This is a genomic window from Stenotrophomonas sp. CC22-02 (assembly GCF_004365115.1).
Taxonomy (GTDB): Bacteria; Pseudomonadota; Gammaproteobacteria; order Xanthomonadales; family Xanthomonadaceae; genus Stenotrophomonas; species Stenotrophomonas forensis.
This window is the reverse complement of sequence record NZ_SOCO01000001.1, coordinates 283465-304381: the sequence shown is the minus strand read 5'-3', so window position 1 is coordinate 304381 and position 20917 is coordinate 283465. Positions and strand designations below refer to the sequence as shown.

Here is a 20917-nt window from a genome sequence, read left to right as displayed (position 1 = left end):
TCAGTGGCCCGGCTGCGGTGCCGGCTGCTGCTGCGGCGCGTTGCCGAAATCGACCGCCGGCGCGCTGGAGATCTGCGCTTCATTGTCCACCGTGAAATTCGGCTTGGTCTTGTAGCCGAAGATCTTGGCGGTGATCACCTGCGGGAATGAGCGGATGTAGGTGTTGTAGTCCTGCACCTGCTGGATGTAACGGCCACGGGCGACGGTGACCCGGTTCTCGGTACCTTCGAGCTGCGCCTGCAGGTCGCGGAAGTTCTGGTCGGACTTCAGCTGCGGATAGTTCTCGGTGACCACCAGCAGCCGCGACAGCGCGCTGCCGAGTTCGCCCTGGGCCTGCTGGAACTGCTTGAGCGAGGCTTCGTCATCGGCGTTGACGTTGATCTGGCCGACCCGCGAACGGGCGTTGGTGACTTCGGTCAGCACGCGTTCTTCCTGGCTGGCGAAGCCCTTCACGGTCTGCACCAGGTTGGGCACCAGATCGGCGCGGCGCTTGTACTGGTTGATGACCTCCGACCAGCTGGCCTTGACCGCTTCATCCTTCTGCTGGATGGCGTTGTAGCCGCAGCCGGAGAGCAGGGAGGCCAGCAGCATCAGGGGCAGGATACGAGTGAACAGGCGCATGGCGGAGGTTCCGGGTGGACGTGGCGCCGAGGATGCCATGGTTCGGGTGAAGGTCGGCCATCGGGCGCCGCCCCCTCCGCGGTGGTTGTGCTCATGGATCGCCTGAGTAGTCCGGGCGGGTGGGCATGGCGGGGGACGCCGTGAATCCGTCCCTGGAGCCTTAGCCGCGCCATCCATGGCGCGGATACCCCCGCCACGCCCACCCGCCCGGCCTCATACGGTTTCCTGCGCACCGCGGGAAGATCAAAAGAAAAAATCAAAAGCAAAAGCCGGTTCTTCAGGCATTCGTGCCGACCAACGGTCGGCACCCACCATCAGCAGCAGGTTCCAACAGATCACAGGAAACTGTCGAAGGCGGGGTGGGTCCGGTTGAGGGGGTGTGAGCGGCATGGATGCCGCGACCAAGCCCCCATGGATGGGTTTACGGCGTCCCCCTCAACCGGACCCGCCCCGCCAACCCACGGAATGCAGGCTTTTGCCGTTGACGTTGACGTTGATTGCAGCGGGTGCAGGGCTGCAAGCCCTGCCGGACCCCACAGCCCTCAGCACGCCTCGACCACCGCAGCGCGCGGACGCCCCAGCCACGCCAGCAGCAACCCCGATGCCGCCAGCAACCCACCGGCCACCGGCACCGCCGCATACCCCAGCCCCGAGCTGATCACCGCACCGCCCAGCGCGGCACCCACCGCATTGCCGAGGTTGAACGCACCGACATTGATCGACGATGCCAGGCCGGGGGCCTCGCTCGCAGCCTCCATCACCCGGATCTGCAGCGGCGGCACGATCGCGAAGGTCGCCGCACCAAACAGCAGTACACCCAGCGCCGCCGTGGCGTGGCTCATGAAGGCCAGCGGCAGCACGAACATCAGCACGGCAAGGACCGCCAGCAGGATCCGGGTGGCGCCATCCAGCGACCAGTCGGCCATGCGCCCGCCGATGCCGTTGCCGAAGGTGAAGCCGATGCCGATCAGCGCCAGCGACATCGCAATGAAGGCGTTGGAAGCACCGGTCAACTCGGTCAGCACCGGCGCCACGTAGGTGTACAGCGTGAACATCGCACCGGCACCGAGCACCGTGGTGCCCATCGCCAGCAGCACCTGCGGCTGCAGGATCGCCTTCAGTTCCCGGCGCACATCCGGACGGGGCCCGGGGGCCGACGCCGGCAGCGCGAAGCCCAGCGCGGTGATCGCGACCAGGCCCAGCACCGCAGTGCCGGCAAAGGACAGCCGCCAGCCCAGCTGCTGGCCGACCCAGGTCGCCAGTGGCACGCCGCCGATGTTGGCGATGGTCAGGCCCATGAACATGGTGGCCACGGCGGCAGCCTGCTTTTCCTTCGGCACCAGGCTCGCGGCAACCACCGCGCCGATGCCGAAGAAGGCGCCGTGGTTGAGGCTGGTGACCAGCCGCGACAGCAACAGCAGGCCGTAGTTCGGGGCCAGCGCCGACAGCAGGTTGCCGACCACGAAGATCGACATCAGCAGCATCAGCGCGGTGCGCCTGCCGAAGCGCCCCATCAGCAGGGTCATCACCGGCGCGCCCAGCATCACGCCCACCGCGTAGGCCGTGATCAGCATGCCGGCGGTGGGGATGTTCACGCCGACGCCGTCGGCAATGACCGGGAGCAGGCCCATCGGGGCGAACTCGGTGGTACCGATGGCGAAGGCGCCGACGGCAAGGGCCAGCAGGGCGGCTCGGGAATTCATGGCGGGTTCCTGCGTGGGGCAGGCCTTGGGAAGAGAGCGCGTAGCCTGCGCGCATCGTCCTGCCGGATTAAGCCCCGCGGCGGGGAAACACTGTTGCCTCCACTTCACAGATGAGGCGTGGCGCTCCGCCGGGCATGCCCCGACAAGCCCTGCAACGCAGAACCCCCGGCAGTGCCGGGGGTTCTGGATCACGCGCTTACCAGTTGCCGGCGCCCGGCACGTTGTGTTCGCGTGCGCGGCGGCGCATCAGCAGGTTCAGCCACTCCACCAGCACCGAGAAACCCATCGCTGCATAGATGTAGGGCTTGGGCACGTGCACGTCCAGGCCGTCCAGGATCAGCACCGCGCCGATCAGCAGGATGAAGGCCAGCGCCAGCATCTTCACGGTCGGGTTGGCATCGATGAAGCGGCCCAGCGGGTTGGCGGCCAGCAGCATCACCATCACCGACAGCAGGATGGCGGCGACCATCACCGGGATGTGGTCGGCAATGCCGACGGCGGTGATCACCGAGTCCAGCGAGAACACGATGTCGATCACCGCGATCTGCGCGATGACGTAGCCGAACACGGCCGAGGCCTTGGTCGTGCTGGGATCTTCATCCTCGCCGCCGCTGATCAGTTCCTTGATCTCCATGAAGCCCTTGATGATCAGGAACAGGCCACCGACGATCAGCACCAGGTCGCGGATGGAGATGCCCATGCCGGCCACGGTGAACAGGTTGGCCGCCATGTGCGCCAGATAGGCCAGCGACACCAGCAACGCGATACGCGTGATGCACGCCACGGCGATGCCGAGCTTGCGTGCGAACGGGCGGCGCTCTTCCGGCAGCTTGCTGACCGCGATGGAAATGAACACCAGGTTGTCGATGCCGAGCACGATTTCCAGCGCACTCAGGGTGAACAGGGTCACCCAGGCATTGGGGTCGGCGAGGAACTCAAAGGACATGGAAACTCTTCAAGGCAGTGGGGGAATGGGGTTTCAGCCGTAGCTGCCGGCCAGCACGTGCGGAACCACGACCAGCGCCCAGCACAGCAGTACGTTCATCATCAGCACGAACACCGCCGCCGAGCCCATGTCCTTGGCGCGGCCGGCCAGTTCGTGGATTTCGCTGCCGTAGCGTTCGATCACCGCCTCGATGGCCGAGTTGGCCAGCTCCATCGCCAGCACCAGCAGCATCGAGCCGATCATCAGCGCGCGTTCGACCGGGGTCTGGCCCAGCCAGATCGCGACCGGGGTCAGCACGATCAGCAGGTAGACCTCCAGCCGGAACGAGGACTCGTGCAGCCAGGCGGCGCGAAGGCCCTGCCAGGACCAGCGGGCGGCCTGGAAGATGCGGCGCGGGCCGCGGGGCAGGTGGCCGAACTGATCAGCCACGGGAGGAAGATCCAGCAACAGGAGCGCGGCGCAGCGACCGCTCAGACGCACGGCAGGGAATCATGGGTGCACAGGAATAGGCAGATGGCGGCCATTTTGCCACAAGGCCGCCAGCCATACCCCCGGCGGCCCGGCCGAATGGCCTGCCAACGGCAAGCACCCGGCCGGCCCCTGCTCCTATGATGGAGGCTTCCTTCCTCGCTGGAGCGCCTGATGTCCCGTCGCCGTACCTGCCTGCTGATGCTGGGCCTGCTGACCGCCGCACCGCTGGCCCAGGCCCTGAGCCCGGCCAGGCCGCCCCAGGTGCCCGAACAGGTCTCGAACGTGGCCTGGGCGGGTGACATGGCCCGCTTCGCCAGCGCCGACCAGGCCAACCCGCCGCCGCGCGGTGGCATCGAGTTCATCGGCAGCTCCTCGATCCGCTTCTGGGAGAGCCTGGCCACCGACTTCCCCGGCCAGCCAGTGTTCAACCGCGGCTTCGGCGGCTCGGAAGTGCGCGACAGCACCTGGTACGCCGACCGCATCGTGGTGCCGTATGCGCCATGCAAGGTGTTCTTCTATGCCGGCGACAACGACCTCAACAGCGGCCGTAGTGCCGTGCAGGTGCGTGACGATGTGGTCGCCTTCGTGCAGCGCGTGCATCGCGACCTGCCGAAGACGAAGGTGGAATACCTGTCGATCAAGCCGAGTCCGTCGCGCGCGCACCTGCTGCCGGCGATCAACGAAGCCAACACGCTGATCAAGGCTGCCCTGGCAAAGCTGCCCAACACCGGCTTCACCGATATCTACACGCCGATGCTCGGCGCCGACGGCCAGCCGGATGCGACGCTGTTCCGCGAAGACATGCTGCACATGACCCCGGCCGGCTACGCGATCTGGACCAAGGCGGTGGCGCCGAAGGTGAAGTGCGATTGAGGCAGGCGTGTGCCGGGCATGGCCCGGCGCTACCGCAACTTCATCCACGCATGGCATGGATCTACTGCGGATCGCGGGAAACTGTCGAAGGCGGGGCGGTGTGGGTGTGCAGGACCGTTGGCGCCATGGATGACGCCATAGAGCCCCCATGGGTGAGGGCGCTTTGCTTGCGAAGCACTGCTTCGCAAGCGCCCGAACGCACAGCCGCCAGCGGCTGGGCCGGACCCCGGAGGGGGGTTTACGGCGTGTCCTGCACACCCACACCGCCCCGCCACTCCCCGGAATGCCCGCTTTTGAAGTTGATGTTGCCTCGGCGGGTGCCGGGCGCAGCCCGGCCAAAGCCCTCTACCGGAAGATCACAGTCGCCTCGGTGCCCTGCCCCGGCTCGCTGGCCAGGCTGACCTTCCAGCCGAAGCGGTCGCACAACCGGCGCACGATCGACAGGCCCAGCCCGGTGCCCTGCGGGCGGCTGGGCTCGGCGCGGTAGAACGGCTCGAACGCCCGCGACAGCGCCTCGGCGGACATGCCGATGCCGGTGTCGCGCACCACCACCCGGTCGCTGAGCACATGCACGTCGATGCGCCCTTCGTCGGTGTAACTGCAGGCGTTGCGCACCAGGTTGCTGACCACCACCTGCAGCACCCGTGGCGGCGCGTGCAGCTGCACCGGACCATCGCTGTGCAGGTGTACGGCTACCGGGCGCGTTCCCAACAGTTCGTTGGCGTTGTCCACTTCATAGCGGACGATGTCGTTGACATCGAACAGCTCGATCTGCGGCTCGACATCGGCCTCGCGGGCCAGGATCAGGAACGCATCGATCACCGCTTCCATGTCACGGCCGGCGCGCTGGATGCGCTGCAGGCTGCGGCGCAGGCGCGGCTGCAGCGTTTCATCGCCCAGCGCCATGTCACTGGCCACGCGGATCACGGTCAGCGGTGTGCGCAGTTCGTGGCTGGCATCGCGGGTGAAATTGCGCTCGCGCGCCACATGTGCGCTGACCCGGTTGGCCAGCGAATGCAGTGCTGCGGCCAGCTGCCGGGTCTCGCCCTGCATGTCGGCCGGCAGCTTGTTCGGCTCCAGATCGGCCGCCTCGGGGTGCCCAGGGTCCCAGCGCGACACGCGCCGCGCCAGCCAGTTCACCGGCGATACCAGGCGCTTGGAGGCACGATAGGTCACCCAGCTGGCGCCATACACTGCCAGCAGGGTCAGCAGCACCGGCACGATGCCGAACCAGAACGCCAGCATTTCCGCACGCGAGCGCAGGAACACCAGGTACAGGCGGCCGGCCGGGCGCACATCGACCAGCACCAGCTGGTCGTCCTTGGGCAGTTCGTGGAAACCAGGTTCCAGGTTGCGCAGGTTGGCCGGCAGCGACAACGCCGACTGCCCGCTTTCCAGCAGGTAGCCACGGATGTTCTGGGTGTTGGGTGGCGGCTGCACGGGCGAGGCCTCGTGCAACGTCCAGTAGTACGCCGCTTCCTCGCGCAGGGCGGCGCCGACCAGGCTGTGCTTGATCACCAGCGAGACCAGCCAGGCACCGAGCAGGATGCCCAGGCTGGCCAGCACTGCCTGCAGGATGAAGGCGATACGGATCTTGCGCGGCAGGCCGTGCGGCATTGCGGGGTCCCGGTCAGAGCGCTGCGATTATAGGCAGCGCGCCGCGCCGTGCGGGTGCACGGGCGATGACCGGCGGCAATGCCAGCCGGTCATCCCCTGCCCTCGTTCATGGCCATACCCCGGCCGGGCCTGCTGCTGCACCGGCACGGGCCCCGATCAGGCCATCGGCTGGGCGATATCGGCAATGCGGTAGCCGGCACTCTGCACGGTGTGCAGCAGCGGACGGTCGAACGGCTTGTCGATGATCTTGCGCAGGTTGTACAGGTGGCTGCGCAGGGTGTCCGAATCCGGCAGGCCATTGCCCCAGATCTCGCGTTCGATCTCCTGGCGGGTGACCACGCGCGGCGATTCGCGCATCAGGATGGTCAGCAGGCGCAGGCCGATCGGCGACAGCTGCAGCTCGGTGCCGGCACGGGTGGCACGCATGCTGACCGGATCGAGCACCAGGTCGGCGACCTTGAGCACTTCCGAACCGACCTGGCGACGCTCGCGGCGGATCAGCGCGCGCAGGCGGGCCTCCAGCTCCTGGATCGCGAACGGCTTGGTCAGGTAGTCATCGGCGCCGAACCCGAGGCCGGTGAGCTTGTCGTCCAGCGTGTCGCGTGCCGTGAGCATCAGCACCGGGGTGGACTTGCGCGCATCGTTGCGCAGGCGACGGCACACTTCGATGCCATCCAGGCGCGGCAACATCAAGTCGAGCACCACGACGTCATAGCTGTTTTCCGCCGCGAGGCGGTAGCCATCCAGGCCGTCCTGTGCATAGTCGACTTCGAAGCCGCGACCTTCCAGGTATTCCCCGATCATCTCGGAGATGTTGCGGTTGTCTTCGACCACCAGCACCAAGCCGGAGGTCTCCTTCGTCTGACGCATGTGATTCCCTCTAACTTCAGCTTTGTGAAACATGCCGGATCGACGGTGGACGCGATGTGAAGTTCCGTCAAGAGGGATGTAAATCGTTCAGAGCAGCGGACGCAGCAGTGGCCAGACGTTGTCCAGCACCTTCGGCTGCGCCTGCGCCGTAGGGTGCAGGCCATCGGCCTGCATCATGCCGGGCTGCAGGGCCACGCCCTCCAGCAGGAACGGCAGCAGCGGCACCTTGTACTGCGTGGCCAGTGCTTTGTAGGCCGCCGCCAGGCGTTGGCGATAGGCCGGCCCGTAGTTGGGCGGCACGTCGATGCCCAGCAGCAGCACCCTGGCGCCCGCCTTCTGGCTGGCCTGCACCATCTTCTCCAGGTTGCCCTGTACCTGCGCCGGGGTCAGCCCACGCAGCGCGTCGTTGCCGCCCAGCGCAATCACCACCACGGTCGGCTTCTCCTTCGCCAGCAGGCCAGGCAGGCGGGTCAGCGCGCCGGCGGTGGTCTCCCCGCTCATGCTGGCGTTGACGATGCGTGCCGGGGTTTTCGACTGCTGCCTGACCCGCTGCTGCAGCAGGCTGACCCAGCCGGCGTCGGCGGGGATATTGTGGGCAGCACTGAGGCTGTCGCCGAGTACCAGCACGGTACCCGCCGGACCTTTGGCACAGGCCAGCCCCGGCAACAGCAGGAACCCTAGCAGCAGCACCATCATCACGCCGGCTCGCCGGCTCCATTCCGTCTTGCGCATCTGGAGTCTCCTCATCGACAGCCTGTCCCCCCGCAGCGCGCCCGTCGCCATCGCCATCGCCGTCGACCAGGTCGGCAAGTCCGTGCAGGGCCCGGAGGGTGAAGTCCACATACTGGACAACATCACCCTGACCGTCCATGAAGGCACCAGCGTGGCCATCGTCGGCGCCTCCGGTTCCGGCAAGACCACCCTGCTCGGCCTGCTGGCCGGGCTGGACCTGCCCAGCCGCGGCAGCATCGCGCTGGCCGGCCAGGATCTGGGCGGTCTCGACGAGGAAGCCCGCGCCCAGCTGCGCGCACGCGAAGTCGGCTTCGTGTTCCAGAGCTTCCACCTGCTGCCGGCGCTGACCGCCGCCGAGAACGTCGCGCTGCCGCTGGAGCTGGCCGGCCGCGAAGACCGGGTGCGGGTGGACGAAGTGCTGGCGCAGGTCGGCCTGGGCCATCGCGCCCGTCACTACCCGCGCCAGTTGTCGGGCGGCGAGCAGCAACGCGTGGCCCTGGCACGTGCCTTCGTCACCCGCCCGCGCATCCTGTTCGCCGACGAACCGACCGGCTCGCTGGACCACGCCACCGGCCAGCACATCAGCGACCTGCTGTTCGAACTCAACGCCGGCAGCGGCACCACACTGGTGCTGGTCACCCACGACCTGCGCCTGGCCCAGCGCTGCCAGTACATCCATCGCATCGACGACGGCCGCCTGCTGCCGGTCGAGCGCGGAGCCGCAGCATGAACCTGCTGCGCCATGCGTGGCGCGCGCTGCGCCGCGAGGCGCTGGCCGGCGACCTGCTGACCGTGTTCGCGGCCTTGGTGCTGGGCGTGGCGGTGATGACCGCGGTCGGCACCCTGGTCAACCGGGTCAACCTGGCCCTGACCGGCAGTGCGGCGGAAATGCTCGGCGGTGACCTCGGCATCGCCGGGCGCGACGACCCGGCGCAGGCCTTCGCCGAAGAAGCGCAGCGGCGCGGACTGGCCTACACCCGCATCGCCAGCTTCGGCAGCGTGCTGTTCCACGGCGAGGCCAGCCAGATGGCCAGCATCAAGGCGGTGCAGGCCGGTTATCCGCTGCGCGGCGCGCTGCGGGTGCGGGCCACGCCCGGCGGTGCGCTGATCGCCGACGCCGGCATGCCCGCCAAGGGCCAGGCCTATGCCGATCCGCGCCTGCTGCAGGGGCTGGGGCTGAAGGCCGGCGATGACCTCGAGTTCGGCGCCGGCACGCTGCGCATTGCCGGCATCATCGAGGCCGAACCGGATGCCGGCGGTGACCTGCTCACCCTCTCGCCCACCCTGCTGGTCAACCGCGCCGATGTGGAGGGCACTGGCCTGCTCGGCCCGGGCAGCCGCATCAACTACCGGCTGATGTTCGCCGGAGCGGCCGATCAGGTGGCCGGGCTGCGCCAATGGCTGCTGCCGCAGGTCAAGGGCCTGCGCCTGCTGAGCGTGGACGACACCCAGCGTGGCGTGCGCCAGGCGTTCGACCTGGCCGGGCGCTTCCTCGGCCTGAGCGCGCTGCTGGCGGTGCTGCTGGCCGGCGTGGCAACCGCGCTGGCGGCCAACCGCTTTGCCCTGCGCCGCATCGACCAGGTAGCGATCCTGCGCTGCCTTGGCGCGCGCCAGCGCGACATCCTGTTCGGCCTGGCACTGCAGCTGCTGATGCTGGCGGTGCCGGCCTGTGCGCTCGGCATCGGCCTGGGCATGGCCGCGCAGGAAGGCCTGGTGCAGGTGCTGGGCAGCCTGGTACCGCAGCGCTTGCCGCTGCCGGAAGCGATGCCGGCGCTGACCGGTGCCGGCATCGGCCTGTTGCTGCTGTTCGGCTTCGGCCTGCCCCCACTGCTGCGCCTGCGCGGAGTGCCGCCGATGCGCGTGCTCAACCGTTCCTTCGCCGCGCTGCCACCAGCATCGCTGCTGGCCTATGTCGCGGCGCTGGCGGCGAGCCTGCTGCTGGCGGTGCAGGTCACCGGCGACCTGAAGCTGGCCCTGTGGGTGCTGGGTGGGCTGGCCGCACTGGCCGTGGCCGCCGGTGTGGTCGGCTTCGTGCTGCTGCAGCTGCTGCGCGGCCTGCAGCACCGCCTGCATGGCAACTGGCGACTGGGCCTGGCCGCGCTGACCCGGCGCCGCATGCTGGCGGTGATGCAGCTGGTCGGGCTGTCGCTGTCGCTGTGCGCACTGTTGCTGCTGGCGGTGACCGGTCCTGGCCTGCTGCAGCAGTGGCGCGAGCGGCTGCCTGCGGATACGCCGAACTACTTCCTGATCAACATCCAGCCCGAACAGCGCGACAGCGTGCTGACCGCGCTGCGCGGATTGGGCGCCAACGATGCCAGCATCGAACCGATGGCCACCGGCCGCCTGATCGCGATCAACGGCAAGCCGCCGCTGCGCGTGGACCGCACGCCGGAACAGAATGGGCAGCCCGCATCCGGCGAAGCCCAGCGCGACGACGATGACGAGAACCGGCCGTTGAACTTCAGCTGGCGCAGCAGCTTCCCGCCCGCCAACACGCGGGTCGACGGCACGTTCTGGACGGCCGACAGCACGGCGCCGGAAGCGTCGGTGGAGATCGGCTGGGCCAAGCGTTACGGGGTGGCCATCGGCGACCGAATCAGCATCGCCGTCGGCGAACAGGAGCGCGAATTCACCGTCACCAGCGTGCGCAAGGCGGACTGGAACACGTTCCGACCGAACTTCTTCGTGCTGCTGAACCCCAACGCGGTGGGCGACACCCCGCACAACCTGCTGTCGGCGTTCCATCTGCCGGCCGGCAGGGCCGCCGGGCTGGGTGAACTGGTGCGCGCGCAGCCGAACCTGTCACTGCTGGACGTGGATGCGGTGATCTCGCAGGTGCGCGATGTGATGGAGCGGGTGGCGCAGGCGGTGCAGCTGGTGATGGTGTTCAGCCTGCTGGCCGGCGTGCTGGTGCTGCTGGCCGCACTGCAGGCCACGGCCGGCGAGCACCGCTACGACAGCGCGGTGCTGCGCACGCTGGGCGCGACCCGGCGCCAGCTGCGCGGTGCGGTGCTGGTGGAGTTCGGCGCACTGGGCACGCTGGCGGCGCTGCTGGCGGTGGGCGCGGCCGCCGCCATCGGCGTGGCGGTCTCGCAGAAGGTGTTCGAGCTGCCGCTGCTGCCGCCGTGGCCGGGCCTGCTGCTGGGCGGGCTGGTTGGCATCGGGCTGAGCCTGCTGGCCGGCTGGTGGGGTACGCGGCGCATCCTGCATGCGCCGCCGGCCCTTGCCTTGCGCGAAGCTTGACGCGGCGTCGGACCGGAGAGCGTGCCGAGCAAGCTCGGCACCTACCAATGCGAAGGACCGGTAGATCCACGCCATGCGTGGATGCACGGAGGAGCGTGCCGAGCAAGCTCGGCACCCACCAAAGCGGCGGATCGGCACCTACCAATGCGAAGGACCGGTAGATCCACGCCGTGCGTGGATGCGGTGCCGGGCGCGCCCGGCACCTCACCGGATCCGCGGCGGCGATCAACCTTCCTTCGGCGCCTTTTCCACGTACTTGGCGAAGACTTCGTCGATCTGCTTGTCCTTCACCTTCTTGCCTGCCTGGATCTCTTCGGCCTGGGTGAACAGCGGGATGATCATCGCCATGCCGTCGATCTTGGTCTTCAGGCGCACGCCCGGGGCCTGGCCGAGGAAGCCGTCCCAGCGCTGGCGCACCTTGGCCCAGTAACCGGCGGTGGCCTTCCAGTAGTTGCGGGCCGGGGTGAAGTCGATCTCGGTGGTCTTCACGTAGTCGTTGAAGCCGAACTCGCGCGCGATCTCCACCTGGCTGCCATCGGCATTGCGCTGCACCTTGGTGTTGAACTGCTCGTGGGTCCAGCCGTTCGGGGTCAGCGTGTGGCGGTTGATCACGGCCAGCGCGTTGTAGTCGCTGCGCTTGGTGTACTCGCGACGCGGCAGCGGGCGCCAGCTCAGGTCGCTGGTCCAGCTCGGCACGTTGTTGGTGTAGGTCCACTTGCCGGTGCCGCAGTAACGCGGTGCATCGCTCACTTCATACACGCACTGGGTCCACGCCCCCTGGTTGGTCGCCGCCGGAATGGTGCGCACCTGCCAGGTCTGGTCGGCACTGAACTCGAAGCGGTTCGGCGCTTCGTACACCCAGTCCTGGCGCCAGTGCTTGGTGATGTGGCCGCTCTTTTCGTCCAGCAGCAGGTGCTGCAGCACGATGCGCTTCGGCGTGTCTTCCACCACGATGACCACTTCGTTGCCGCCGCTGCGCATCGCCGGCGCGCGTTCGTAACCGGGCTTCAGCAGCACGGTCTCGTCGAAGGCGAAATCCACGGTGTACTCGCCCTGCATGGCGAGGATGCTGTCGTGGTCGCGGGCGATGTCGGAGGGCTGCGCGCTGGCCACGCCGCTGGCGGCGAGCAACAGCAGGGCGCTGGCTGTCTGGAACTTCATCGGGGTCTTCCTTCAGGGTTGCAGGTTTGTTGAGAGGCCATCCGTGGCCGACAGGCGTTCCATCAGGTTCAAAGACGGATCAGCGGCAGGTCGCCGGGAATCCGCGGTGCCGGTCGCCGCGCGGCGTCGGCGCAGCAGCAGTCGTCGATCGCCAGCTCGCCTTCGGCGCCTTCCAGGCGTGCGATGCGGCGCGCGGTGGCGGCGCCCAGCGAGGACAGGGTCGACAGGCTGGCGGCCAGGGTGCGGCCATCGTCGGCCGCATGCAGGCGCAGCGCGCACAACCGCCAGCGCTGGCCACCGAGGTGGCCGGCCAGGCGTCGCCACAGCCGCTCGCCGACGCTGCCGTCGCTGTCGTGTTCCGGGCCGGGCGGCAACGCGGCCACCAGCCGGTCCCAGGCCAGGAAATCGCTGTCCGGCAGCAGGTACAACCGCCACACGCAGCGGCCGCGGCCATCGAGGAAGCACAGGCTTTCGCGCAGGCCCTCGCTGTCCACACCCTGGCAGGCATGCACGCGCACCGCCTGGCGCCAACCGCCCAGTTCGTTGCCGTCGGCGTGGTACAGGCACAACACGGTGCCGAGCGTGGCCAGCTGTGCCGGGGTCGGCCAGGCCGCACCGTTCGGTGCGGCGATGGAGTCGTTCCTGCGTGCGGACAATGCTCGGCTCATGAGGTCACCAGGAAACGGCAAGGCTGGCGGAGAAGGTGCGGCCCGGGCTGGTATAGCGGTCCAGCACACGGCTGGTCGGCAGCAGCGTCGAGCCGACATTGGACCAATCGATGTAGCGCTTGTCGGCCAGGTTGAACACGCCGACGTTGAAGGTCGCGCCCGGCGCGAAGTTCCAGTGCGCCATCAGGTCGGTCACGCCGTAGCCCGCCGGGCGATAGGCCGTGCTGCTGGCCAGGCGGTCCTTGCGCTTGACGAACGTGCCAGCCAGTTCAACACCCCAGGTCTCGGTGTCGTACATCAGGCCGACGGTGCCGCGCAGCGGGTCGACCGAGTCCAGCGGCGTGTCTTCGGTCTTGTTGTCGCCACGCGACCAGGCCACCGCACTGCGCAGCGCCCAACCCTGCAGGGTCGGGCTGATCTGCCCGAAGTCGACACCGGCCTTCAGTTCGGCGCCGTAGATGCGCGCATCGGCGATGTTGCGCGACTGGAACACCATCAGGCCCTGTGCGTTGGTACCGACCAGCGACTGCGACTCGATGAAGTCCTTGTATTCGTTGTAGTAGCCACTGACGCTGACGTAGGCGGCCGGCGACAGGAAACGCAGGCCCAGCTCCATGCCATCACTGGTTTCCGGCTTCAGGTCCGGATTGGGGATGGCGGTGTAGCCGAAGGCGAAGTTGGTGAAGCCAAGGTTGACGTCGTTGTACGGCGGCGAGCGGAAGCCATGCGAGTAGCCGGCGAACAGCGACCATTCGTCGGTGAAGCGATAGACCATGCCCAGCTTCGGCGAAACGCTGGTCTTGGTCAGCTTGGCCACCGGCACGCCGGGATTGTCTTCGGCGAAGATGCTGTCCACCTCCGGCTTCAGCTCGTAGCGGTCAACGCGCACGCCCGGCACCAGCGACAGCTTGCCGCCGGCCATGCGCATCTCATCCTGCGCGTAGAGGCCCAGCTCGGTGGTCTTGCTGATCGGGAAATCGCGCACCGGGAATGCATCGGGCAGGATGGTGGTGCTGGTCTGGCCGTTGGCCAGCACCTGGAAACCATCGCGTTTCTGGCGGATTTCGGTGCGTGCGCCCTCGAAGCCATAGGTCAACGCGTGTTCGACGCTGCCGGTGCTGAAGGCCTTGTTGAACTGCGCCTGCAGGCCGTACACGCGCTGGTCGAAATTGAACTCGCGGTGGCGACGGCTGCGGTTGGCGCGGTCCTCGTCGGTGACCTGGGTGGTCTCGCTGTGCTGGGTGTAAACCTGCCAGTGCAGGCTGTCGGCGAAGCCCTTGTCCAGCGCATCCATTTCATGGGCGAACGACACGCGGGTGCGGTTCTGCTTGTCGCGCGCCTTCATGCCGGTGGTGGTGGTGCGGTCGATCGACGACAGCACGTTGGTCTCGGTCTTGTCTTCGTTGCCTTCCACGGTCAGGCGGAAGCGCTGGTCCTCGCTCGGCGCGTAGACCAGCTTGGCCAGGCCGCTGCGACCATCGCGGTCCTGCGGGTTGGGCGCAGTGCGGGTGTTGTCGAGGCTTCGCACGTCACCCTTGTTGTCGGTTTCCTGGCCCTGGCGATGGTTGATGTTGACCATGCCGCTCCAGTGCTCGCCACCGAAGGCGGTGGTGACGCCGCCGAGCAGCCCCTTCCACTCGCCGTCATAGCCGAATTTCAGGCCGACGTAGCTGTCCTTGCCATCCTTCAGGTAGTCGGCCGGATCCTTGGTGACGAACGCGACCACGCCGCCGAGCGCGTCCGAGCCATACAACGAGCTGGCCGGACCGCGCACGATCTCCACGCGCTTGAGCGTGTCCAGGTCGGTGAAGTTGCGGTTGGCATTGGAGAACGAGCCAATGTTGAAGCTGGTCGGCATCGCGATGCCGTCGGTCTGCACGCGCACGCGGTTGCCGTCCAGGCCACGGATGCGGATGCTGCCGAGGCCGAAGCGGGCCGCGCTGCGGTTGACCGACAGGCCCGGCTCGTAGCGCAGCAGGTCCTTGATGTCCTGCACCAGGTGCCGGTCCATCTGCTCGCGGTCGATCACATCGACCGTGGCGGCCACATCACTCACCGCACGCTCGGTGCGGGTGGCGGTGACCTGCACGCGATCAAATTCGCGCGCGTCGGGCGCGGCGGTGGCAGCGGCGGCAGCATGGGCGGACAGCGGCAGGGCCATCCAGACAGCAAGGCAAAGGGCGGTATGGCGGGTCATCGGTTTCGTTCGGTCAGGCAAGGGAACCCCCGGTTACCGGCACACCCGGAGGGTGCGCGCGATAGACCGAGGGGGAGAGAGCGGGCGCGGACGGGTCGCCCACCCTGTCGGCGTCGCCGGCAGGAGGGAGGGAGGCGGGCGACCAGGCCGCGGTTACTTGGTCAGGATCAGCTTGTCGTTGCTGGTGTGCCGCAGGCGATAGAAGCGGTCGCCGTGCTGGATCAGGATTTCACGACGGCCCTTGAGCAGGGCTTCGCTGTCGATGACCTCTTCCGGCGGAACGACGCGGACCGGACGATCGCGGAGGGTCAGCGTTTCGGGGCGCAGCAGTACAGGTTGAGCATTCATGAGCATCTGGACTCGTGCGAGGGACGAGTTAAATGATAATGATTCTCAGTTGACAATCAACAACCATTCTCAATTTGATTGATGAGATTAATGATCGAATCCGGAAATTCGATAGTTTTCATCAATCAAAATGGCGTGGCGCTTTTGTAGAGTCGAGCCCTGCTCGACTGCTCTCACAGGGCCGGAGTCGAGCACGGCTCGACGCTACAAAGGGCAGTCAGGCGAACGCGGCTTCGACCTGGGCCCAACCGGCGGCATCGACCTGCTCCAGCACCTCCAGCGCCTGCAGGTTCTGCAGCAGCTGGCTGACCCGGCTGGCGCCGAGGATCACGCTGGAGACGTTCGGGTTGCGCAGGCACCAGGCGATGGCCAGGGTGGCCGGGGACAGGCCCAGCGCACGCGCCACCTCGCTGAAGCGGCGCACCTGGCCCAGGCGGGCCTCGGCGTCCGCCCCCAGCACCATGTCCTGCAACCACTCCATGCCCGGGCGGCCCAGCCGCGCATCGGCCGGGATGCCCTGGTCGTACTTGCCGGTCAACAGGCCCGAGGCCAGCGGCGAGAAGATGGTGGTGCCCAGGCCGGCACGCGCATACAGCGGTGCGTACTCCAGCTCTACCCGCTCGCGGTGCAGCAGGTTGTACTGCGGCTGCTCCATCGACGGTCCCTGCAGGTTGTGCGCCTCGGCGATGTCCAGCGCCTGCTGGATCTGCGCGGCCGACCACTCCGAGGTGCCCCAGTAGAGGATCTTGCCCTGCCGCACCAGCGTGTCCATGGCGTGCACGGTCTCGGCGATCGGGGCGTCCGGATCCGGGCGGTGGCAGTAATAAAGGTCCAGGTACTCCACCCGCAGGCGCTTGAGCGCGGCATGGCAGGCATCGGTCACATGCTTGCGCGACAGGCCGCGCTGGGTCGGCCGCGGGTCCTTGGCGCTGCCGAAGAACACCTTGCTGGACACGCAGAAACCGTCGCGCGGCAGGCGCAGGTCGATGATCACGTCACCCATCACCTGTTCGGCGCGGCCGTTGGCGTAGCCCTCGGCGTTGTCGAAGAAGTTGACACCGTGGTCCCAGGCGGCCGCCACCAGGTTGCGCGCCTCGTCGCGCGGAATCTGGTCACCGAAGGTCACCCAGGCACCGAAGGACAGGGCGGAAATCGGCAGGCCGGTGGAGCCCAGGCGACGGTATTGCATGCGAATCTCCTGCTGCGGGCCCGCATCCGGGCCGGGATCGAGCCTCATTCTACCTGCCGCTGCCGGCCGCAACCCCTTGCCGTTGCTGGCCTGATCGGTACCGATGGACGCCTGCACGTTGCTTTTCCTTGCCCCGGCCCCGGCCCTGCACTAGGCTTCCCGTTTTTCGCGACGCCCCAGGGGAGTCACTCACATGGTCGAAGGTTTGGGCAGGATCGGCTTCGGCCTGTTCGGGTTGGCGGTGCTGATCGGCATCACCTGGTTGTTTTCCAACAACAAGCGCGCGGTTGACTGGAAGCTGGTTGCCACCGGTATCACCCTGCAGATCGCCTTTGCGGCGCTGGTGATCCTGGTGCCGGGCGGGCGCGACGTGTTCGATGCGCTGGGCCACGGCTTCGTCAAGGTGCTGAGCTTCGTCAACGAAGGCTCGGGTTTCATCTTCGGCTCGTTGATGGACACCAAGAACTACGGCTTCATCTTCGCCTTCCAGGTGCTGCCGACCATCATCTTCTTCTCGGCGCTGATGGGCGTGATGTACCACCTGAACATCATGCAGGCGATCGTGCGCGTGATGGCATGGGCAATCACCAAGGTGATGCGCGTGTCCGGTGCGGAAACCACCAGCGTCTGCGCCAGCGTCTTCATCGGCCAGACCGAGGCGCCGCTGACCGTGCGCCCGTACATCGCCAAGATGACCCAGTCCGAACTGCTGACCATGATGATCGGCGGCATGGCCCACATTGCCGGCGGCGTGCTGGCGGCCTACGTGGGCATGCTCGGCGGCGGCGACCCGGTGCAGCAGGCGTTCTACGCCAAGCACCTGCTGGCGGCCAGCATCATGGCCGCACCGGCCACCCTGGTCGTGGCCAAGCTGCTGATTCCGGAAACCGGCACCCCGCTGACCCGCGGCACGGTGAAGATGGAAGTGGAGAAGACTTCCAGCAACATCATCGATGCGGCCGCAGCCGGCGCCGGTGACGGCCTGAAGCTGGCGCTGAACATCGGCGCGATGCTGCTGGCCTTCATCGCCCTGATCGCGCTGCTGAACGCCCCGCTGACCTGGCTCGGCGATGTGACCGGCCTGGCGGCCGCGATCGGCAAGCCGACCAACCTGTCGACCATCTTCGGTTACGTGCTGGCCCCGATCGCCTGGGTGATCGGCACGCCGTGGGCCGATGCCACCACCGTCGGTTCGCTGATCGGCCAGAAGGTCGTGATCAACGAATTCGTCGCCTATACCGAGCTGTCGCAGATCGTGAACGGCCAGGTGGCCGGCGTGAGCCTGTCCGACGAGGGCCGCCTGATCGCCACCTACGCGCTGTGCGGCTTCGCCAACTTCAGCTCGATCGCGATCCAGATCGGCGGCATCGGTGGCCTGGCTCCGGAACGTCGCCACGACCTGGCCAAGTTCGGCCTGCGCGCGGTGCTGGGCGGTACCATTGCCACCTTCATGACGGCGACCATCGCCGGCGTGCTGACGCACTTCAGTTGAACCCTTGGTTGAGAAAAGATTCCCTATGAGCAGCAGTGTCGTTGTCGTCGGTTCCTTCAATGTCGATCACGTGTGGCGGTGCGAGTCGCTGCCGGCACCGGGTGCGACCATTGCCGGCCGCTACAGCACCGGCCCCGGTGGCAAGGGCTTCAACCAGGCCGTGGCGGCCTGCCGCGCCGGCGCCGACACGCACTTCGTGTGCGCGCTGGGCGATGACGCCGGTGGCGCCACGGCACGCGAACTGGCCGCGCACGATGGTTTCGGGCTGATCGCCGAAGCCAGCAGCGAGCCGACCGGCACTGCCGGCATCTACGTCGACGCCCGCGGCCGCAACACCATCGTGATCGGCCCGGGCGCCAATGCCGCGCTCAGCACCGACTTCCTGCACCAGCAGCAGGCGCTGCTGACCGGCGCCAAGGTGGTGCTGGTGCAGCTGGAGTCGCCGGTGCCGACCATCGAAGCGGCGCTGGCCACCGCGCGCGAGGCCGGTGTCACCACCGTGCTCAACACCGCGCCGGCCGATGCCCCCTCGACCATCGGCCTGCTCAAGCTGGCCGATGTGATCACCCCGAACGAGACCGAATTCGCCGCCCTGCTCGGCCGCCACGTCGGTGAGCGCGTGGACGCCAACGACGTTGCCGCGCTGGACGGTGCCAGCCTGCACGCGCTGTGCCGCAAGCTGGTCGGCAACGGTACGGTGGTGGTGACCCTGGGCTCGGTGGGCGTATTCGTCTCGCATGCCGAAGAAAACCTGCGCGGCGATACCCAGCCGTACTACCGCGTGGGTGCCGAACAGGTGCAGGCGATCGACACCACCGGTGCCGGCGATGCCTTCAACGGTGCGCTGGCCGCCTCGCTGGCGCAGGTGGCCGATGCCCCGTTCGCACGCCATGTGCGCTTCGCCAACCAGTTCGCTGGCCGTTCGACCGAGAAGGAAGGCGCCGCTGCGGCGATGCCGCGCTTCACCCCGGCCGACGCAGAAGTGAAGTAGATCCACGCCCTGCGTGGATGAACGAGCCCGGGCATGCAGATGCCCGGGCTTTTTTGTTGGCCACCCATCGCGGCGCGGCGTGGTCGCCGGCCGATCCGCGGCCCCCTGCGGCCACCTGTCGCATTGCCCATGCAGCGCCCCTCGCCCACCATCCGCCCAGCGTCGTTTCTCGGGAAGGACATGGACGGATTCCCCTGGTTGCTGGCTGCCGCCGCCGGCAGCGCCCTCGCGGCCCTGTTGCATATCGGCTGTATCGCCTTCGGCGCCCCCTCGTACAGATGCTTCGGTGCTGGCCCGCGCATGGTCCGGCTGGCCCAGGCCGGGCACTGGTGGCCGCCGCTGATGACCGCCGGCATCACTGCCATGCTGGTGGCCTGGACGCTGTATGCCCTGGCCGCCGCCGGCTGGCATTCACCGTTGCCGGCCAGCCGCTGGGTGCTGCCCGGCATCGCTGCAGTATTGCTGCTGCGCGCGGCGATGGGCCTCGGCCTGGCGCTGTTCCGCCCCGGCTACAACGGCGCGCGCTTCTGGGCGATCAGCTCGCTGGTCTGCCTGGGCCTGGGGCTGGCCTTCGCCGTGGGTACCGGCCAGGCCTGGCAGAGCCTGGGTTAGCCGGCCACGATCACCCGCCCCTGGGGGCGGCGGAAGCAACCGTCAAGCATCTGCTGATGCCGGTACGGCATGAGGTCGGTGCCGATCGGCCTGAACCGGACCGCGCCCGACACGGCCGTACCGCCGCCCGCACCCTACAATGGGCGCATGCAGATCGGCCCGTACACCATTGCCCCCAACGTCGTGCTGGCGCCCATGGCCGGCGTCACCGACAAGCCCTTCCGCCTGCTGTGCAAACGGCTGGGTGCGGGCCTGGCCGCCTCGGAAATGACCATCAGCGACCCGCGCTTCTGGAACACGCGCAAGTCGATCCACCGCATGGACCATGACGGCGAACCGGCACCGATCAGCGTGCAGATCGCCGGCACCGAGCCGCAGCAGCTGGCCGAGGCCGCGCGCTACAACGTCGATCATGGTGCGCAGATCATCGACATCAACATGGGCTGCCCTGCCAAGAAGGTGTGCAACGCCTGGGCCGGCTCGGCGCTGATGCGCGACGAGCAGCTGGTGGCGCGCATCCTCGAAGCGGTGGTCAACGCGGTGGACGTGCCGGTCACCCTGAAGATCCGCACCGGCTGGGACTGCGACCACCGCAATGGCCCGCTGATCGCGCGCATTGCCGAGGACAGCGGCATCGCCGCGCTGGCCGTGCATGGCCGCACCCGCGACCAGCATTACACCGGCCAGGCCGAGTACGCCACGATCGGCGAGATCAAGGCCGCGCTGCGCATCCCGGTCATTGCCAACGGCGATATCGATTCGCCGCAGAAGGCCGCCTTCGTGCTGAAGCAGACCGGCGTGGATGCAGTGATGATCGGCCGCTCCGCACAGGGCCGGCCGTGGATCTTCCGCGAGGTGGCGCACTACCTGGCCACCGGCGAGGAACTGCCACCGCCGTCGCTGGCCGAGGTGCGCGACATCCTGCTCGGCCATATGCATGCGCTGCATGCGTTCTATGGCGAACCGCAGGGCGTGCGCATCGCGCGCAAGCACCTGGGCTGGTACGCCAAGGACCGGCCGGAGAACGCCGCCTTCCGCGCAGTGGTCAACCGCGCCGAAGACCCGCAGAGCCAGATCGCGCTGACCACCGAGTACTTTGATCGCCTGATCGCCGGGGAACCGGCGTTGTCATCTGCTGCCTGACTGCGCCAGCCGCCTCGTAACCTGCCCGCCTGCCTTGATC

The 20917-nt window shown here is 67.8% G+C and carries 19 protein-coding genes; 7 read left to right on the top strand and 12 right to left on the bottom strand.

Annotated features, from left to right (window positions below; genetic code table 11):
* From N440_RS01310 to N440_RS01295, 4 genes are all read right to left on the bottom strand, one after another.
* A complete protein-coding gene (locus N440_RS01310; protein ID WP_008266893.1) occupies nucleotides 1-621 on the bottom strand; it encodes a LemA family protein in 621 nt (206 codons plus the stop codon).
* Between the two features lie 542 nt (nucleotides 622-1163).
* Nucleotides 1164-2324 (bottom strand): MFS transporter, encoded by a 1161-nt coding sequence (locus tag N440_RS01305; protein WP_133933851.1) that lies wholly within the window; start codon nucleotides 2322-2324, stop codon nucleotides 1164-1166.
* A gap of 196 nt (nucleotides 2325-2520) precedes the next feature.
* Nucleotides 2521-3270 (bottom strand): TerC family protein, encoded by a 750-nt coding sequence (locus N440_RS01300; protein ID WP_053512148.1) that lies wholly within the window; start codon nucleotides 3268-3270, stop codon nucleotides 2521-2523.
* 33 nt (nucleotides 3271-3303) lie between these two features.
* Nucleotides 3304-3699, bottom strand: a complete 396-nt coding sequence (locus N440_RS01295; RefSeq protein WP_049456903.1) for a diacylglycerol kinase — start codon at nucleotides 3697-3699, stop codon at nucleotides 3304-3306.
* A gap of 213 nt (nucleotides 3700-3912) precedes the next feature.
* On the opposite strand from N440_RS01295, the gene N440_RS01290 reads away from it, so the two are divergent.
* A complete protein-coding gene (locus N440_RS01290) occupies nucleotides 3913-4614 on the top strand; it encodes an SGNH/GDSL hydrolase family protein (protein WP_133933850.1) in 702 nt (233 codons plus the stop codon).
* A 345-nt stretch (nucleotides 4615-4959) separates the two neighbouring features.
* On the opposite strand, the gene N440_RS01285 is transcribed toward N440_RS01290, so the two are convergent.
* From N440_RS01285 to N440_RS01275, 3 genes are all read right to left on the bottom strand, one after another.
* A complete protein-coding gene (locus N440_RS01285; RefSeq protein ID WP_133933849.1) occupies nucleotides 4960-6231 on the bottom strand; it encodes a HAMP domain-containing sensor histidine kinase in 1272 nt (423 codons plus the stop codon).
* Between the two features lie 156 nt (nucleotides 6232-6387).
* Complete coding sequence (locus N440_RS01280) at nucleotides 6388-7101, bottom strand: response regulator transcription factor (RefSeq protein WP_002811889.1); 714 nt, start codon at nucleotides 7099-7101, stop codon at nucleotides 6388-6390.
* 87 nt (nucleotides 7102-7188) lie between these two features.
* Entirely contained in the window at nucleotides 7189-7848 is a 660-nt protein-coding gene (locus N440_RS01275) for an arylesterase (RefSeq protein ID WP_193391336.1), read from the bottom strand.
* Nucleotides 7849-7915: 67 nt separating this feature from the next.
* On the opposite strand from N440_RS01275, the gene N440_RS01270 reads away from it, so the two are divergent.
* A complete protein-coding gene (locus N440_RS01270; RefSeq protein ID WP_133935952.1) occupies nucleotides 7916-8563 on the top strand; it encodes an ATP-binding cassette domain-containing protein in 648 nt (215 codons plus the stop codon).
* The gene (locus N440_RS01265) at nucleotides 8560-11076 is read left to right on the top strand and encodes an FtsX-like permease family protein (protein ID WP_133933848.1); all 2517 of its coding nucleotides are present in this window, start codon (nucleotides 8560-8562) and stop codon (nucleotides 11074-11076) included. The genes N440_RS01270 and N440_RS01265 overlap by 4 nt, the downstream gene beginning before the upstream one ends.
* A 225-nt stretch (nucleotides 11077-11301) precedes the next feature.
* Here N440_RS01265 and N440_RS01260 read toward each other — a convergent pair whose 3' ends face one another.
* From N440_RS01260 to N440_RS01240, 5 genes are all read right to left on the bottom strand, one after another.
* Entirely contained in the window at nucleotides 11302-12237 is a 936-nt protein-coding gene (locus N440_RS01260) for a DUF6607 family protein (protein WP_133933847.1), read from the bottom strand.
* Between the two features lie 68 nt (nucleotides 12238-12305).
* Nucleotides 12306-12905: a hypothetical protein gene (locus N440_RS01255; RefSeq protein WP_004154268.1), complete on the bottom strand. Its 600-nt coding sequence runs from the start codon at nucleotides 12903-12905 to the stop codon at nucleotides 12306-12308.
* A 4-nt stretch (nucleotides 12906-12909) separates the two neighbouring features.
* Nucleotides 12910-15066 carry a TonB-dependent hemoglobin/transferrin/lactoferrin family receptor gene (locus N440_RS01250; RefSeq protein WP_133935951.1) on the bottom strand — a complete coding sequence of 719 codons (2157 nt, stop codon included), beginning with the start codon at nucleotides 15064-15066 and terminating at the stop codon, nucleotides 12910-12912.
* Between the two features lie 189 nt (nucleotides 15067-15255).
* Entirely contained in the window at nucleotides 15256-15450 is a 195-nt protein-coding gene (locus N440_RS01245) for a hemin uptake protein HemP (RefSeq protein ID WP_005412278.1), read from the bottom strand.
* A gap of 217 nt (nucleotides 15451-15667) precedes the next feature.
* Nucleotides 15668-16639: an aldo/keto reductase gene (locus N440_RS01240; protein ID WP_133933846.1), complete on the bottom strand. Its 972-nt coding sequence runs from the start codon at nucleotides 16637-16639 to the stop codon at nucleotides 15668-15670.
* Between the two features lie 193 nt (nucleotides 16640-16832).
* Between N440_RS01240 and N440_RS01235 the strand changes: the two genes are divergently transcribed.
* The 4 genes from N440_RS01235 (at nucleotide 16833) to dusB (ending at nucleotide 20877) form a co-directional block, all read left to right on the top strand.
* Nucleotides 16833-18131, top strand: coding sequence for a nucleoside transporter C-terminal domain-containing protein (locus tag N440_RS01235; protein WP_004154263.1), 1299 nt, complete (start codon nucleotides 16833-16835; stop codon nucleotides 18129-18131).
* Between the two features lie 25 nt (nucleotides 18132-18156).
* Nucleotides 18157-19122, top strand: coding sequence for a ribokinase (locus N440_RS01230; RefSeq protein ID WP_049456910.1), 966 nt, complete (start codon nucleotides 18157-18159; stop codon nucleotides 19120-19122).
* Between the two features lie 180 nt (nucleotides 19123-19302).
* Nucleotides 19303-19734: a hypothetical protein gene (locus tag N440_RS01225; RefSeq protein WP_133933845.1), complete on the top strand. Its 432-nt coding sequence runs from the start codon at nucleotides 19303-19305 to the stop codon at nucleotides 19732-19734.
* 147 nt (nucleotides 19735-19881) lie between these two features.
* Nucleotides 19882-20877 (top strand): tRNA dihydrouridine synthase DusB, encoded by a 996-nt coding sequence (dusB, locus tag N440_RS01220; protein WP_133933844.1) that lies wholly within the window; start codon nucleotides 19882-19884, stop codon nucleotides 20875-20877.
* The last annotated feature ends 40 nt before the right edge of the window (nucleotides 20878-20917 follow it).

What these genes read in the sequence shown, in the direction of transcription:
- N440_RS01310 (WP_008266893.1), bottom strand. Translation starts at nt 621, where the DNA reads ATGCGCCTGTTCACTCGTATCCTGCCCCTGATGCTGCTGGCCTCCCTG.
- N440_RS01305 (WP_133933851.1), bottom strand. Translation starts at nt 2,324, where the DNA reads ATGAATTCCCGAGCCGCCCTGCTGGCCCTTGCCGTCGGCGCCTTCGCC.
- N440_RS01300 (WP_053512148.1), bottom strand. Translation starts at nt 3,270, where the DNA reads ATGTCCTTTGAGTTCCTCGCCGACCCCAATGCCTGGGTGACCCTGTTC.
- N440_RS01290 (WP_133933850.1), top strand. Translation starts at nt 3,913, where the DNA reads ATGTCCCGTCGCCGTACCTGCCTGCTGATGCTGGGCCTGCTGACCGCC.
- N440_RS01285 (WP_133933849.1), bottom strand. Translation starts at nt 6,231, where the DNA reads ATGCCGCACGGCCTGCCGCGCAAGATCCGTATCGCCTTCATCCTGCAG.
- N440_RS01280 (WP_002811889.1), bottom strand. Translation starts at nt 7,101, where the DNA reads ATGCGTCAGACGAAGGAGACCTCCGGCTTGGTGCTGGTGGTCGAAGAC.
- N440_RS01275 (WP_193391336.1), bottom strand. Translation starts at nt 7,848, where the DNA reads ATGAGGAGACTCCAGATGCGCAAGACGGAATGGAGCCGGCGAGCCGGC.
- N440_RS01265 (WP_133933848.1), top strand. Translation starts at nt 8,560, where the DNA reads ATGAACCTGCTGCGCCATGCGTGGCGCGCGCTGCGCCGCGAGGCGCTG.
- N440_RS01260 (WP_133933847.1), bottom strand. Translation starts at nt 12,237, where the DNA reads ATGAAGTTCCAGACAGCCAGCGCCCTGCTGTTGCTCGCCGCCAGCGGC.
- N440_RS01255 (WP_004154268.1), bottom strand. Translation starts at nt 12,905, where the DNA reads ATGAGCCGAGCATTGTCCGCACGCAGGAACGACTCCATCGCCGCACCG.
- N440_RS01250 (WP_133935951.1), bottom strand. Translation starts at nt 15,066, where the DNA reads ATGGCCCTGCCGCTGTCCGCCCATGCTGCCGCCGCTGCCACCGCCGCG.
- N440_RS01245 (WP_005412278.1), bottom strand. Translation starts at nt 15,450, where the DNA reads ATGAATGCTCAACCTGTACTGCTGCGCCCCGAAACGCTGACCCTCCGC.
- N440_RS01240 (WP_133933846.1), bottom strand. Translation starts at nt 16,639, where the DNA reads ATGCAATACCGTCGCCTGGGCTCCACCGGCCTGCCGATTTCCGCCCTG.
- N440_RS01235 (WP_004154263.1), top strand. Translation starts at nt 16,833, where the DNA reads ATGGTCGAAGGTTTGGGCAGGATCGGCTTCGGCCTGTTCGGGTTGGCG.
- N440_RS01230 (WP_049456910.1), top strand. Translation starts at nt 18,157, where the DNA reads ATGAGCAGCAGTGTCGTTGTCGTCGGTTCCTTCAATGTCGATCACGTG.
- N440_RS01225 (WP_133933845.1), top strand. Translation starts at nt 19,303, where the DNA reads ATGGACGGATTCCCCTGGTTGCTGGCTGCCGCCGCCGGCAGCGCCCTC.
- dusB (WP_133933844.1), top strand. Translation starts at nt 19,882, where the DNA reads ATGCAGATCGGCCCGTACACCATTGCCCCCAACGTCGTGCTGGCGCCC.